Origin of the sequence: Nocardia takedensis NBRC 100417 (assembly GCF_000308695.1) — a bacterium.
Classification (GTDB): domain Bacteria; phylum Actinomycetota; class Actinomycetes; order Mycobacteriales; family Mycobacteriaceae; genus Nocardia; species Nocardia takedensis.
The window spans coordinates 21,112-36,097 of the sequence record NZ_BAGG01000088.1 but is presented as its reverse complement, the minus strand read 5'-3'; the positions used below and the strand labels follow the sequence as shown (position 1 = coordinate 36,097).

The 14,986-nt window shown below is 70.7% G+C and carries 11 protein-coding genes; 4 read left to right on the top strand and 7 right to left on the bottom strand.

Going from position 1 to position 14,986, the window contains the following annotated elements:
* From speD to ON30_RS17695, 4 genes are all read right to left on the bottom strand, one after another.
* Positions 1–1,209 (bottom strand): adenosylmethionine decarboxylase, encoded by a 1,209-nt coding sequence (gene speD, locus ON30_RS17710; RefSeq protein ID WP_040708627.1) that lies wholly within the window; start codon positions 1,207–1,209, stop codon positions 1–3.
* Between the two features lie 8 nt (positions 1,210–1,217).
* Positions 1,218–2,324 carry a type III PLP-dependent enzyme gene (locus tag ON30_RS17705; protein ID WP_040708556.1) on the bottom strand — a complete coding sequence of 369 codons (1,107 nt, stop codon included), beginning with the start codon at positions 2,322–2,324 and terminating at the stop codon, positions 1,218–1,220.
* A gap of 153 nt (positions 2,325–2,477) precedes the next feature.
* On the bottom strand, positions 2,478–4,952 hold the full coding sequence (locus tag ON30_RS17700) for a DEAD/DEAH box helicase (protein ID WP_373282580.1): 2,475 nt from the start codon (positions 4,950–4,952) through the stop codon (positions 2,478–2,480).
* A gap of 87 nt (positions 4,953–5,039) precedes the next feature.
* Positions 5,040–5,981, bottom strand: a complete 942-nt coding sequence (locus tag ON30_RS17695) for a PAC2 family protein (protein ID WP_040708554.1) — start codon at positions 5,979–5,981, stop codon at positions 5,040–5,042.
* A 303-nt stretch (positions 5,982–6,284) separates the two neighbouring features.
* On the opposite strand from ON30_RS17695, the gene ON30_RS17690 reads away from it, so the two are divergent.
* A complete protein-coding gene (locus ON30_RS17690) occupies positions 6,285–6,974 on the top strand; it encodes a DUF5642 family protein (RefSeq protein ID WP_085999351.1) in 690 nt (229 codons plus the stop codon).
* Positions 6,975–7,095: 121 nt separating this feature from the next.
* Positions 7,096–8,451, top strand: a complete 1,356-nt coding sequence (locus tag ON30_RS17685) for a DUF4192 domain-containing protein (protein ID WP_051029474.1) — start codon at positions 7,096–7,098, stop codon at positions 8,449–8,451.
* Positions 8,452–8,483: 32 nt separating this feature from the next.
* On the opposite strand, the gene ON30_RS36195 is transcribed toward ON30_RS17685, so the two are convergent.
* On the bottom strand, positions 8,484–11,033 hold the full coding sequence (locus ON30_RS36195) for a cytochrome P450 (protein WP_083911475.1): 2,550 nt from the start codon (positions 11,031–11,033) through the stop codon (positions 8,484–8,486).
* A gap of 117 nt (positions 11,034–11,150) precedes the next feature.
* On the opposite strand from ON30_RS36195, the gene ON30_RS17675 reads away from it, so the two are divergent.
* Both ON30_RS17675 and ON30_RS17670 read left to right on the top strand, forming a co-directional pair.
* The gene (locus ON30_RS17675; protein WP_040708553.1) at positions 11,151–12,428 is read left to right on the top strand and encodes a glycosyltransferase; all 1,278 of its coding nucleotides are present in this window, start codon (positions 11,151–11,153) and stop codon (positions 12,426–12,428) included.
* The gene (locus tag ON30_RS17670) at positions 12,425–13,183 is read left to right on the top strand and encodes an ABC transporter permease (RefSeq protein ID WP_245554098.1); all 759 of its coding nucleotides are present in this window, start codon (positions 12,425–12,427) and stop codon (positions 13,181–13,183) included. The genes ON30_RS17675 and ON30_RS17670 overlap by 4 nt, the downstream gene beginning before the upstream one ends.
* A gap of 3 nt (positions 13,184–13,186) precedes the next feature.
* On the opposite strand, the gene galE is transcribed toward ON30_RS17670, so the two are convergent.
* The gene (galE, locus tag ON30_RS17665) at positions 13,187–14,167 is read right to left on the bottom strand and encodes a UDP-glucose 4-epimerase GalE (protein WP_040708552.1); all 981 of its coding nucleotides are present in this window, start codon (positions 14,165–14,167) and stop codon (positions 13,187–13,189) included.
* Positions 14,164–14,856, bottom strand: a complete 693-nt coding sequence (locus ON30_RS17660) for an iron-dependent transcriptional repressor DtxR (RefSeq protein WP_040708550.1) — start codon at positions 14,854–14,856, stop codon at positions 14,164–14,166. Before ON30_RS17660 ends, galE begins: the two co-directional genes overlap by 4 nt.
* Positions 14,857–14,986: the final 130 nt, after the last annotated feature.

Genomic DNA, 14,986 nt, shown 5'->3' with positions numbered 1-14,986 from the left:
CTAGCGCCCCGCGCGCAGCGCGTACGGTTCGATCGCGCCGCGCACCAAGGCGCGGGCGTCGAGGGTCTGCGGCCGATACGGCAAGGTGACCAAACGGTCGGTCATCCCCGGCACCGGGTCCGCGATCCGCTCGTTCAGGCCGAACAGGAACGACCACTCGTGCTCGTCGCTGGTGTAGATGACCACCGTGCCGAACTGCTCGTGGAAGCGCGCCCACGACCGTTCCAACGTCTCGTTGCGCCACATCGTCGCGCACCCCGCCTGCGCGCTGAGCACGCCGCCCGGCGCGAGCAGGGCCTTACATCGGGACAGGAACTCCGCCTCGTAGAGGCGGTTGTGCTGCGCGTCCTCGACCCGCTCGTCGGGCAGATCGATGACGATGACGTCATAGGTCCGCCCCTCCCGCTGGGCTTCGGCCAGGAAATCCCACCCGTCGGCGTAGTGCACCTTGATCGGACCCTCGCCCGCCACCGCCGCCGCGAGTTCCGCGGTGGTGTACCCGTAGGGCAGGTGCTCGGCGCACAACTCGACCTCGAGTTGATCGATGTCGACGTGGTCGACCACGGTCGCGCCCGCGCCGACCGACATCTGACTGGCCACGCCCTCGCCCGACCCGATGATCAGCACCCGATCCAGTTTCTCCGCGAGCACGAAGGCCGGAACCATCATCGCCTCGTGATAGGTGAGCTGGGAGAACTCGGTGGACTGGCGATCGTCGTCGGAGAACAGGCTCAGCCCCTGCTCGGTCCTGGCGATGACCATGTGCTGGAACGGGGTGTGGGTGTCGACGACCACCTCGTGCAGATCCCAGGTGCGGGTCAGCCCGGCGCCGACGGGTTCGCGGACCTTCTCCGCCCCGTGACCGCGCTGGATGACCTGCATCCGAACCTCGGCGGGAGAGAGCTTGTCGCGCAGCAACTCGACGGCCTTGGTCGCGCCCGCACCGATGCTTCCGCAGGTGAAGACGTCGACGAAGATGTCGCCGGACTCCGGATAGGTGTGAATCGAGGCGTGGGACTCCGACAACAGCGCGAGGACGGTCACCCCCTGCGGATCGAACTTCTTGTGTACGACATCGCAGATGGTGACGCCCGCCGCGATCAGCGACTCACGCAACGCCGATTCGAGTCGTTCGAGGTCGTCGCACAGCGCCGCGTCGACACCACCGAACTCGGCCAGCACGTGCCAACCGGTGAATTCCGCTGTCATGAGCAGACTCACTCTCGCTCAGCGCCCGAGACATGAACGGTCAGGGGCGGAAAACCATTGAAGGACACCGACGAATAGCTCGCCGTGTAGGCGCCGGTGTGCAGGATCCGGATGGGATCGCCGGCTCGCAACGTGGTCGGCAGAAGGACACGCGTGCGTTGGTACAGTACATCGTCGCCGTCGCAGGTCGGTCCGGCGACCACCGCCTCGTCGACGGGATCGCCGTCGCGGTCGGTCTCGAATTGGTAGGCGATGTACTCGTTCTCCGTCTCGGCCATGCCGTTGTAGCGGCCGACGTCGAGATAGACCCAGCGCCGTCCGTCCGGTGCGGTGCGCACCCCGACGACCTCGGCGTGGATGGTGCCCGCGTCGCCGACCAGCGCGCGGCCGGGCTCGACCACGAGTTCGGTTGTCGCGGGCAGGAATCGGGCGGCGGCGTCGGTGATGACCGCGGCGAACTCGTCGAGTCCGGGAGCGGATTCGGCGTAGGAGATCGGCAAGCCGCCACCGATGTTCACGGTGCGCACGGCGATTCCCTTGTCCGCCAACGCCTCGGTGATCTCGGCGGCCTGGGTGATGCCGATCCGCCACGCCTCGGGATCGAGTTGCTGGGAGCCGACGTGGAAGTAGGGACCCGCGGGATCAAGGCCGAGATCGCGGGCGCGGGCGAGCAGGCGTACCGCCTCGGCGGGCGCGCAGCCGAACTTCGTGCCGAAGGGCGTACGGGAGGCCGGGGCCGCGGACAGGAACCGGCATTCGACTTCGGCGCCGGGGGCGTGCTCGGCGATGCGAGCCAGATCGTCCTCGGTGTCGAAGGCGTAGCGGCGGATCCCCAGTGCGTGGGCGCGCGCGATATCGGCGGCCTTCTTGATGGGGTTGCCGTAGCAGAGGGTGGCGGGCGAGAGGCCCAGAGCCAGACATTGGTGGATCTCGCCGAGACTGGCGACATCGAATTCGGCGTTCTCGGCGGCGAGCAGGGTGATCAGCTCATCGACCGGACTTGCCTTGACCGCGTAACGGATGCGGGTCGGTCGGGGGGACAGGGCGGTGGCGAGGGCGCGGAAATTCGCGGCGACTCTTCCAGGGTCGATGACAAGGAAGGGCGATTCGGGCATAGTAGATCTTTCGGTTCGGCGGCGGGGGAGAGAGTATCAGCGCCCGGTACCCAACTACGAATCCATCGAAACCCGGAATCGCGGGTGGGCCGGACGCGCACCGGAAGGCGGCACGACAGTACCGCTGACCAGCACGAACAAGGGGTCGGGGCGTCAGCCCGCGGTGACGGTGATCTCGTCGAAGACGATCTCGCCCGCGGCGTCGGATTCGGCCAGATCCACCGTGGCGTCGAGGGACCAGCCGTGATCGCCCGCCGGATCGTCGAGCACCTGACGCACCTGCCAGAACCCCGGTCTTCGCTCGATCCCGAGCAGTTGGGGCCCGCGAGCGTCGGGGCCCGTGCCGATCGCGTCGTATTCGGCGAAGTAGGGGGCCAGGGCGGACTCCCAGTCCGGCCCCGTGCCGAGTTCGTCCAGAGCGTCCCAGCGGCGCAGCGCGGCCAGTTCCACCCGGCGGAACATCGCGTTGCGCACCATGACGCGGAAGGCCCGCTCGTTGGCCGAGATGGGCCGCACCGTCTCCGCGCCGAAGGCCACCTGCTCGGCGTCGGCCTCCGCGCCCGGACCGGTCAACTGCTCCCACTCGTCGAGCAGACTCGAGTCGACCTGGCGGACGAGTTCACCGAGCCACTCGGTGATGTCCTCGAGTTCCTCGGTGCGCGCCGACTCGGGCACGGTGCGCCGCAGCGCGCGATAGGCGTCGGCCAGATAGCGCAGCACCACGCCCTCGGAGCGGGCCAGTTCGTAGAACGAGATCAGCTCGGCGAAGGTCATCGACCGCTCGATCATGTCGCGCACCACCGACTTCGGCGACGGCGCGAACTCCGAGACCCACGGGTGGCCCACCCGGTAGGTCTCGTAGGCCGGTTCGATCAACTCGGCCAGCGGCTTGGGCCAGGTGACCTCCTCGAGCAGTTCCATCCGCTCGTCGTAGTCGATCCCGTCGGCCTTCATCTCCTGGATCGCCACACCGCGCGCCTTGTGCTGCTGGGCCATCAGCAGCTGACGCGGATCCTCCAGGGTGGATTCGATGAGCGACACCACATCGAGGGTATAGCCCGGCGCGGTTTTGTCGAGCAACTCGAAGGCCGCCAGCGCGAACGGCGACAGCGGCTGGTCGAGCGCGAAATCCCGTTGCAGATCGACGGTCAGCCTGGCGTGTCTGCCCTTGGCGTCGGGCTCCGGGAGTTGTTGCACCACACCGGCATCGCGCAGCGCGCGGTAGAGCCGGATCGCGCGCAGGATGTGGCGGCGCTGGGCGGGCCGCGGTTCGTGGTTGTCCTCGAGCAGATGCCGCATCGCGTCGAAACAGTTGCCGGGACGGGCGATCACGTTGAGCAGCATCGCGTTGGTCACCGAGAACCGCGACACCATCGGCTCGGGCTGCGCGACGACCAAGCGGTCGAAGGTCTCCTCGCTCCAGGAGACGAACCCCTCCGGCGGCTTGCGCCGCTGCACCTTGCGCTGCTTCTTCGGGTCGTCCCCCGCCTTCGCGAGCAGTCGGGTGTTCTCCACCTCGTGCTCGGGGGCCTGCACCACCACCGTGCCCATGGTGTCGAAACCGGCACGCCCCGCCCGCCCGGCGATCTGGTGGAATTCGCGCGCTTTGAGTCTGCGGGTGCGCACCCCGTCGAATTTGGTGAGCCCCGTCAGCAGCACCGTGCGGATCGGCACGTTGATCCCGACGCCGAGGGTGTCGGTGCCGCACACCACTTTCAGCAGCCCTTCCTGGGCCAGTCGCTCGACCAGTCGGCGGTACTTCGGCAACATGCCCGCGTGGTGCACGCCGATCCCGTGCCGGATGAGCCGCGAGAGGGTCTTGCCGAAACCCGACGCGAAACGAAATCCGCCCAGCGCCGCCGCGATCGCGTCCTTCTCGGCGCGGGAGGCGAAGTTCACGCTGGTCAGCGCCTGCGCCCGCTCCAAGGCCGCCGCCTGGGTGAAATGCACCACGTAGACCGGGGATTGGTGGGTGGTGACCAATTCCTCGAGCGTTTCGGTGATCGGCGTCCTGGCATAGGAGAAATGCAGCGGCACCGGACGTTCGGTCCCCGCCACGATCGCCGCGGGATTGCCGGTGCGCCGCTCCAGATCGCGGGCGAAGAAATCGACCTCGCCCAGCGTCGCCGACATCAGCAGGAACTGCGCGCGCGGCAACTCCAGCAACGGCACCTGCCAGGCCCAGCCGCGATCGGGATCGGCGTAGAAATGGAACTCGTCCATCACCACCTGGCCCACCTCGGCGTCCGCGCCCTCGCGCAACGCCAGATTGGCCAGGATCTCGGCGGTCGCGCAGATGATGGGCGCGTCGGCGTTGACCGCCGCGTCACCGGTCACCATGCCGACCCGCTCCGCGCCGAACACCTCGCACAGCGCGAAGAACTTCTCGCTGACCAGCGCTTTGATCGGGGCGGTGTAGTAGGTGCGCTGCCCGCGGGTCAGCGCGAACAGGTGCGCGCCCACCGCGACCAGGGACTTGCCCGAACCGGTCGGCGTGGCCAGGATGACGTGGGACCCCGAGGCCAGCTCCAGCAGCGCCTCGTCCTGCGCGGGATACAGCGGGGTGCCCTGGGCGGCGGCCCAGAGCCCGAACGACTCGTACAGCGCGTCCGCGTCGGTCCCCGGTATCTCCAGCAGTTCGGTCAGATCCACTCCGCACACCCTACGGGCTCGGATCACCCGCCCCGAGTCGGCTCCGACCTCGCGGCGACACCGTCAGCCGCGGGCCGGGCCCTCGCCGTCCCAGCCGCCCTGTTCGGCCAGGAACCGCTCGAACTCCGCGCCCAACTCGTCGCCGCTGGGCAGTTCGCCGTCGCCCGCGAGCAGACTGGACTGCTGCTCCTGGGCACTGACGAAACTGTCGTACTGGCGCTCGAGCGCGTGCACGACCGTCTCGACCTCGGAATTGCCCGCGATGTGCTCGTTGACCTGTTCGCGCACCCGCGCCGCGGCCTCGCCGAGCGCGGCCAGCGGAATCTCCAGGCCCGCGTTGTCGGCGACGTTCTCCAACAAGGTCTGCGCGGCCTCGGGATAGGCGGTCTGGGCCAGGTAGTGCGGCACGTGCACGGAGAAACCGACCGATTCGTGGCCGTGCTGGGCCATCCGGTACTCCAGCAGCGAGGACGCGCTGCCCGGCACCTGCAACTCACCCGGCCAGCGCTGGTGATCGGCGATCAGGTCGCGATCGGAGGAATGCGCGGTGACCCCGAGCGGCCGGGTGTGCGGGATCGCCATCGGGATCGCGCTCAGACCGATGGTGCGCCGCACGCCGAGCTGTTCGGACAGCAGGCGCACCGCCGAGGTGAACTTCTCCCAGCGCAGATCCGGCTCGATGCCCGCCAACAGCAGGAAGGGGGTGCCCGCGGTGTCGCGCAGCGCCCACAGGTTCAGCTCCGGCTCGGCGTAGTCGGCGAAGTGGTCGGTCTTGAACGTCATCAGCGGACGACGCGAGCGGTAGTCCAGCAATTCGTCCACGTCGAACGAGGCGACGAGTTCGGACTCGAGGCTCTCGCGCAGGTGGGTGGTGGCCAGCCGGACGGCGTGACCGGCGTCGGTGAAGCCTTCCAGTCCGTGCACGAGGACCGGACCCGAGCCATCGGCGGAGGACAGCTGCGGAGCGGGGAACTCCAGTTCGTACATTCGCGACTCGTAGTCCATCGCGTACTCCTTCCTGCGCGGTCCGCACCCACCGGCCGATGCGATGCGGGACGTTCGTGTCCCGGCACCCGACGTGCGCCGCGCGAGGGAACCTCATCCATTGTCCCCCATGACGGTGACGTGCACCGCGCACGGTGTGACACCGCCCAACAGTGTGCGCAACAGCGTTCGGGAGGTGTGCATTCCCGTCCGGGCCGAATCGCCCGGAGCGAGGCCCCGGGATCGGCACGGCGTGGCATCGCCGACGACCACGGGGAGTTTGGCACAGTGAGCCCCGTGACTGTGCCGGTTTCGAGGCGGGGGGTGACCATCGCCGCATCGGGCGTGGTCTCGGTCATTCTAGCGCTGCTGACCGGGTGCGGCGGCCTCGTGGCCGGATCCCCGTTGGCCGCCGACCAGACCGCGGTCCAGCGCCGGATACCGGGCGATCTGGCCGCGCTGCTGCCCGATCCCGGCCAGTTCCCGGCCCGCTATCCGGCCGTGCGCCTGCCGCCGGAGGCCGCGGCGCAGGCGGCGGGCGATCTGACCGGCGTGCCGCGCGGCGCGCGCGTGACGCCTGCGTCGTGCACCCCGCCCGCCGCCGCGCCGGGCCCCGAGAACACGGCCGTGGCGGTGGGCACCGACAACGAGACCCGCGCGACCCTGACCGTCGAGCTGACCCGCACCACCCGGCCGCTGTCGGAACTGCGCGCCCAGTTGCTCGGCTGCGGGGAGATGCAGGTCAGCGGCGCGGGCCCGACGACGACCGTGCGCACCACCCTGGTCGACCCGCCGGACGTCGACGCCGACGACACCCTCGCCCTGCGTCACACGGTGCGCCCCGACGTGGGCGGCGTCGGCCTCGTCCAGACCATGCGGACGGTGGCCGCCCAGATCGCGGACGTGCGGATCACGGTGACCTACATGATCTTCGCCGAGGTGACCGAGATCCCCGACAGCGCGGCCCAGGACGAGTTGTTCGCCGTCGCGGTCCGCGAGGTCCGCGAAGCCTGACCGCCGGTGGCGCGGGGCGCGTCGCGGCGCGTCGTCCACAGCGCCCCGTTCGTCCACAGGGCCGCCGGATCCCCTGGTCGGCGCGATCCCCGTCGCCCGCTCCGAGCGCAGGATCGACCCCATGAGCCCATCGACCGAACCGCACGATCGCGGTGGCGAATCCGCGACCTCCCTCGACAACGGCCCCGCCGCCGCGCGGTGGTGCCGCCGTCCGGTCGGACGGCACGACGGCCCGCCGCCGCTGGGCCGGGGCCTGGCGGTCCAGGCGCACGGCCGCCGCCCGATCTCGGAGCCGCCCGACGATTTCGGCGAGTTCCCGACGCTGGTGGCGCGCACCGCGATGTGCGGCGAGACGGCGCCGCGCTACGGGGCCCTGCGCGTCGAGGATCCGGGCGAGCTGATCGCGGCTCTGCCCGCGATGGTGGGTTTCCGTCCGGAGCGGTCGCTGGTCGTGGCCGTGATCGGCGTGGAGGGCGCGCACGCCACACCGGTCATCGAGGCGGTGGTGCGTTTCGACCTGTGCGAGGACGTCCCGGACACCGACCCGATCGAGACGTTCGCCGGCTGCGTCGGCCAGGTCTGCGCGGTCGACGACGCCCGGCAGGTGCTCGCCGTCGTCGTCGACGACGGCCTGACCGAGGGCCCGCCCACCTCCCTCCCGGGCCGCGCCGCCACCGCGGACGCCGGCCGCGCGGAAGCCGCGGCACTGGTCGCCGCCCTCGAACGGCGGCTCACCGGGCGCGGCATCGATCTCGTCGGCGCGTGGGCGACGCCCGCCATCGCCGCGGGACACCCCTGGTGGAATCTGTTCGACCCGCACCAGCACGGCCGGGTGCCGGATCCGGACGCCTCGCCGGTCACCGTGGCACACGTGGTGGACGGCCGCCCGATCCATCGCACCCGCGCCGAACTCGTGAGCCTGTTGGCCGAGAACACCGCGGGGCGAGCGGAATTCGACGCCTGCCTGAACACCGCGGCCGGTCTGGCGCGTGACCGGTTCGCCGTGGCGGTGCGGCACGGCGCCGTCGACCGCTACCGGCGCGCCGCGCTGGAATACGTGCTGTGGCGGGTGGCCGAGATCGACGCGGGCGGCGCACTCGCCACACCGGTGCTCGCCGAGGTCGTGGTGGCCTTGCGCGACCGGTGCGTGCGCGACAGCGTGTTCGCTCTCGCCGTGGGCGAACACGCCTGGGCCGCGGAACAACTGTGGCTCACCCTGACCCGGGCCAGCACCGGCCCCGACCGCGCCGATCTAGCGGCGCTGCTGGGCTACAGCGCCTACATCCGCGGCGACGGTCCGTTCGCGGGCATCGCCCTGGACGCGGCTCTCGAGGCCGACCCCACCAACCCGATGGCGATTCTGCTCGAGACCGCGCTGCGCGCGGGAATGCGGCCCGAGACCTTGCGCAGGCTGGCCCGCAGCGGTCATGCCACCGCCGCGCGCCTCGGCGTCGACCTCGGCGGGCGGCCCGAATGACCACGGGCGGTTCGTCGGCGCCGCGCGCTCGGTCAGCGGGGGCGCAGGGTGACGGGCAGCGCCGAGGGCGAGAGCACGAAATCGCGGTTCGACGCGCGCACGACGTAGCGCGGATCCGGTTCGGGGCGCCAGCGCGAGAGCAGCGCGGCCGAGGCCAGGGCGATCTCCAGCATCGCGAAATGGTCGCCGAGGCAGCGGCGACGGCCCACGCCGAAGGACAGATTCGCCTTCTTGTCAACCTCGCCCGCGCGCTCGGGCGACCACCGGTCCGGATCGAAGTCCTCCGGGGCGGCGAAGTAACGCGGGTCGTGCTGGACCATGTACGGGCTGAACATGACGGCCGTGCCGTCGGGAATCGTCAGGCCGCCCACCCGGATATCGCCGTCGGCGGTGCCCGCACTGATCCACGGGCCCCAGAAGCGCAGCGTCTCGGCGACCACCTGCTTGAGGTAGGGCAGCGCCGGGAGGTGTTCGGGCCCGACGGGATCGGAGCCCACGACGGCGTCGAGTTCGGCCCACAACCGCTCGGCGATCGGCGGCCGTGCCATCACCTCGTGCCACAGCCAACCCGTCAGCGAGGCCATCGAACCGACGCCGCCCGCGAGCATGAGGATCGCCTCGTCGATGATGTGCTCGTCGGACAGTCGCGCGCCGGTCTCCGGGTCGGTGTGGCGGATCAGGGCCGAGACCACGTCGTTGTAATCCTCGCCGCGGCGGCGGTATTCACCGACCACCCCGCCGATCGCCGCGCGCAGCTTGCGGGATCTGCTGCGCCAGCGGCGGTCCGCGAGCACCCGCATCCGGCGCAGTTGCGGCGGCAGGGCGGTGCGCAGGATCACCTCGCTGAGCAGCCACGGCACGTTGTCCCGGATCTCCAGTCGCGCGCGGTCCCCGAAATCAGCGGTGAACAGCGTCGAGGAGACGGTGTCCAGGATCAGACCGTGGGCTTCGTCCATCAGGTCGACCCGCGCGTCGGCGGGGAGGGCCGCCGCCCAGCGGTGCGCGATCCCCGCGGCGGCGGCCGAGTACTCGGCGAGACGGCCCTGACGCAGCGCGGGGGCGATCATCCGCCTGCGCAGTTTGTGCTCCTCGCCGCGCAGCACGTTCACCGCGGAGCCCGCCACGTCCACGATCGCCTCGCGCAGATCGTCGCGGTTGAACTCCGCGTCCCCGAGTCCGACCTCGCGCACCAGGTCCGGGGTGGTCAGCAGGTAACCGGTCTTGAGCCCGAAGCGGATCCGCACGATCGGCCCGAGCGCGGACAGCGAGGTGACGAAACCGGGAGCGTCGCGCAGCGCGCGCAGCGTGTGCCCGACCACCGGCAGAGCCCCCGGTGCGGTCGGCACCTCGGCCAGCGTGGCCGGGATCGGTGGCGGGTCGAGCTCGCCGCGCGCCCCGGCGTACACCGCGAGCACCTCGGCGAGGTGGTGCGAGCTGCGGACCGAGTCGGTGTGTGCGGCAAGGGCGGCGCGCATCGCGGCGAGGTCCGCGCGATCGGCCGCGAGGTCGGCGACGATGCCGGCCAAGGCTTCGGGGGAGGGGTCGGCGCCGCGCCGCCCGCCGCCCTCGGGCACCGATTCGTCCAGATCGGGATCGCAGTAGAGGACGGGGACGCCCGCGGCCACCGCCTCGAGCAGCACCATGCCCTGGGTGTCGAACCCGTGGGAGGTGAACAGCAGGGCGTCCGCGCGCCGGGCCGCGGTCAACCACTGCTCGCGAGTGCGCCTGCCGTGCAGCCGGATCCGGTCGGCGAGGCCGTGCTCGGTGACGAAGGCCGCGATCGGCTCGGCCTGGTCGCCCTCGCCGAACAGGTCGAGGGTGCAGTCTGGCACGCGCCGCACCGCCTCGACAGCGGCCAGCGGGCGCTTCTCGGCCGAGAGACGCCCGCTCCACACCAGGCGCAGCGGGCCGTCGGTCTCCGGCCCGCTCGGCAGCTCGCGCAAACGGTCGACCAGATCGTCGTCGACGCCGTTGGAGACCACTCGCGGCGCGACGGTCAGCCCGTGCGCCCGCAGCGCCTCGGCGAAATGCCGGGTCGGTGCGATCACCCGATCGGCGGCCGCGGCCTGCGCCACCACGGTGCGCCAGGCGTTGCGGGCGGCCCGGGACTCGACGCCGCGCGGGGTGCGGCCGCGATGCGGGACGTAGCGCCCGTGCAGGATCCGCAGCGCCAACGCGGCGGCGTACGGTGCGGGCGAGGTGTGTTCGATGAACGCGTCGTCGCGGCTCTGCGCGGTGTGCACCAGGGGAATGCCGTGCCTGCGCGCGGCGCGCATCCCGGAGATCGCCACCCCGTAGGTGGTGTGGGTGTGCACGATGTCGACAGGGTGGTGCGCGGCGAACACGGCATCGACCAATTCGTCGTTGCGCGCGCCGGGTACCACCACCGGGAATCCATTCACCAGCGGGCCGCGCGCGTAGAGTTCCACGATGTCGGGGCTGGGGGCCGCGCCGGGCATCGGGGCGACGAACAGGGTGACGCGGTGTCCGGCGAGTCGCAGTCCGCGGCACAGCGAGGCGACCGCGATCTGGATGCCGCCCAGAGTCTCCGGGTGGTAGTCCATGAACAGCGCTACGTGCACACCACAGCACTGTACTTATTCACGCGCCGTACGGAGAGCCCTCAATTCGGGGACGGGCAGGTGCGTGACGGGGGCAGTACGGTTGCCGGGGCAGCAAACCGCACCGAAAGGGCCGACGTGAGAATCGCGATCCCGCTCACCGGGACCCGGGGGGATGTGCAACCGGTGGTCGCGCTGGCGCTCGAACTGCGCCGCCGAGGACACGACATCGTGGTGGGCGCCCCGCCGAATCTGGTCGATTTCGTCACCGCGACCGGACTGACGGCCCGCCCCTGCGGGCCCGATGTCCAGCGGCTCTACAGCTCCGAGGAGGGGCAGCGCGCGCTGGCCGCGGGCAACACCCTGCGGCTGATGCAGTTGGTGGCCCGGCAGATGGCGGGCTACGCCGAGCGGATGAATCGCGAGGTGATCGAGGTGTGCGCGGGGGCCGACCTGATCGTGGCGAGCACCGTCACCGAAGACCGGGCGAGTTCGGTGGCCGAGGCGATGGGGGTGCCCTTGGTCAGCCTCCACTACTTCCCGTGCCGTGCCAACAACGCCTATCCGTTTCCCGGATCGTTGCCCCCGCAGTGGAATCCGCCCGCCGGCGTCAACCGGGCTACCTGGACGGTCGCCGAGAATCTGCGGCGGGTGGTGTTCATGCGCTACCTCAACGCGCTGCGCGCCGACCTCGGTCTGCCGCCCTCACGGGCGAGCACGGCCGCGGTGCTCGAACGGCGAGGGGTCCCGGAACTCCAGATCTACGATCCGGCGCTGGTTCCTGGGCTGCCCGAACAGTGGGACGAGCGCAGGCCGTTCACCGGATTCCTCACCCTCGACCAGCAGGCCCGCGCGGCGGTAGGCGAACTCGCCGGCGACCACGAGGCCATTCTGGACTGGATCGACCGGGGTGAGCCGCCGGTGTTCTTCGGCTTCGGCAGCATGCCGATTCGCGACACCGCCGCCGTCCTCGCGATGGTGACGGAGGTGGCGCAGCGCCTGGGTGTGCGCGCGCTGGTCAGCGCCGGGGGGAGCGATCTGGATCGCGACGCGGTCCGCGGCGGACCCGACATCGCGGTCGTCGGCTCGTTCGCGCACGACCTGGTGTTCCCGCGCTGCGCGGCGGCCGTGCACCACGGCGGGGTCGGCACGCTGTTCGAGAGTCTGCGCGCCGGTCTGCCCACCCTCGTGTGCTCGGTCTCCTTCGAGCAGCCGCTGTGGGGTGCGCAGGTGAGTCGACTCGGGGTCGGAGCGCATCTGCCGTTCACCCGGTTGAACAGGCCCCGCCTGGAACACACCCTGGCGCCGTTGCTGGGGCGGCGGCAGCGGGCGGCGGCCGAGCGGTTCGCCGGCGCCCTGCGCACCGAGGGGACCGTCGAACACGCCGCCGACCTGGTCGAGGCGAGCGCCCGGTGATCGGCGCGGCGATCGCCGATTGCGCGGTGATGTTCCGGCGCTGCGCGCGCCACACCCTGCGCAGCCGCGACACCCTGATCATCTCGCTGCTCATGCCGATCCTGGTGATGCTGATGTTCACCTACGTCTTCGGCGGCGCGATCGCGGTCGGCGGACCGTATCTGGACTACGTGGTGCCCGGAATCATGGTGCTGTGCACCGGCTTCGGGTCTTCCATCACCGCCACCGCGGTTTCGGCGGATATGACCAGGGGCAGTATCGACCGGTTCCGCACCCTGCCCATGTTCCGCTCGGCGCTGTTGGTCGGCCACGTGACCGAAGGGATCGTCCGCAATCTGCTCGCCATCGCGGTCGCGGTGACGGTCGCGCTGCTGCTCGGCTTCCGTCCGGGGGCCGATGTGGGGCAGTGGATCGCGGCGGTCGCGGTGATCACGCTGTTCGTCACGGCGATCTCCTGGATCGCGGTGGCGCTGGGCATGATCGCGAGCAATCCCGAGGCGGCGGGCGGGCTGACCTACGCGATCATGTTCATCCCGTACATCAGCAGCGCGTTCGTACGCACCTCCACGATGCCGGAGTGGCTGCGCGGCTTCGCCGAACACCAACCGGCCACCCCGGTCATCGACACCGTGCGCGGCCTGCTCGGCGGCGGGACCGCCGAGAGCGCACCGCAGGCGATCCTGTGGTGTGTCCTGCTCGCGGCGGCCGGATTCGCCGGGGCGGCCGTGCGCTACCTGCGCTTGGCGCGCCGGTAGCGGTCAGCGCGCGCTGTGCGCCCGGTCGCCGAGGGACTGGAGGAACGACCACGCGTCGGAGACGATCTCGTCGAGATCGTTGTGCACGGGTAGCCAGCCCAACTCCTGCACGGCGCGGGCGCTCGAGGCGATCAGCACGGCGGGATCGCCGGGACGGCGCGGCGCGTCCTGGGCCGCGATCGGCAGCCCGGTGACCCGCTCGCAGGCCGAGATGACGTCGCGGACCGAGAAACCGGTGCCGCTGCCGAGATTGTAGATCCGGTGCACACCCGCCTCGGCGGTGTCCAAGGCCAGCAGATGCGCCTGGGCCAGATCGCGGATGTGGATGTAGTCGCGCACGGCGGTGCCGTCGTGGGTCGGCCAGTCGGTACCGAAGACGGAGATGGCCTTGCGATGACCGAGGGCCACCTGCAACACGAGGGGGATGAGATGGGTTTCCACCACGCGGTTCTCACCGAGGCCGCCGTAAGCGCCCGCGACGTTGAAATAGCGCAGGCTCGTCGCCGCGAGTCCGTGCGCGATCGCGTAGGAGGTGATCGCGTGATCGATGGCGAGTTTGGAGGCGCCGTACGGATTGGTCGGACGGGTGGGCGCGTCCTCGGTGATCGGCACCCGATCGGGTTCGCCGTAGACGGCGGCGGTGGAGGAGAACACCAGACGTCCGGTTCCGCTGTGCCGCATGGCCTCCAGCAGTTCCAGCGTCTTGACCACGTTGCCGTGCCAATACTTCTCCGGTTGCTGTACCGATTCGCCGACCAGCGACTGCGCCGCGAAATGCAGGACGCCGTCGAAGGATTCGGCGCGCAGCAGCGCGGGAGCCGCCTCGGCGACATCGCCCTGCACGAAGCGCGCGCCCTCGGGCACGCCGTCGGCGTTGCCGGTGCTCAGATCGTCGACGACCACGACGTCGTGGCCCTGCTCGAGCAGGACCCGCGCGCAGACGCCGCCGACGTATCCCGCGCCGCCCGTGACGAGAAGCCTCACCCGGCGACCAACTTCACCTGCACGGCGTGCGCCATCTCCTCGGGCAACTCGAAACCGTCGTGGCCCGGCACGGTGATGATGACCGAACCCGGCTTGCTCTCCACCGTGACGCGCGCGTCCGGCACCACACCCGCCTCGCGCAGGCGACCGATGACCTCGGGATCGGTCTGGATGTGCTCGGCCAGTCGACGGACCACCACGGCATGGGAATGACCGTTGGGCAGTTCGGAGAGCCGGACGAGGGTCTCGACCGAATCGATCGGCGCGGCGATGCCGAGTTCGTCCAGGCCGGGGATCGGGTTGCCGTAGGGGGATGTGGTGGGGTGGTTGAGCACCTCGACCAGACGGCGTTCGACGTCCTCGCTCATCACGTGTTCCCAGCGGCACGCCTCGGCGTGCACGTTCTGCCAGTCCAGACCGATGATGTCGACCAGCAACCGCTCGGCGAGCCGGTGCTTGCGCATCACGGCCACCGCCATGCTGCGGCCCTTGTCGGTCAGCTCCAGATGGCGGTCGCCCGCGACGAGCAGCAACCCGTCGCGTTCCATGCGGGCCACGGTCTGGCTGACCGTGGGACCGCTCTGCTCGAGGCGCTCGGCGATCCGGGCGCGCAGGGGCACCACGCCCTCCTCCTCGAGGTCGTAAATCGTACGGAGATACATCTCCGTGGTGTCGACCAGATCCTTCACCTGTTACCCCTTCGTCTGCCCGAATTCTACCCACTCGCCAGCACGGATCCCCGTGGAGGACCGTCACGGGGCCCACGCTCGCCGGGCCGTCGTACTGCTCGCCCGCACCGGTCGGTGCGGCGGCGGATCT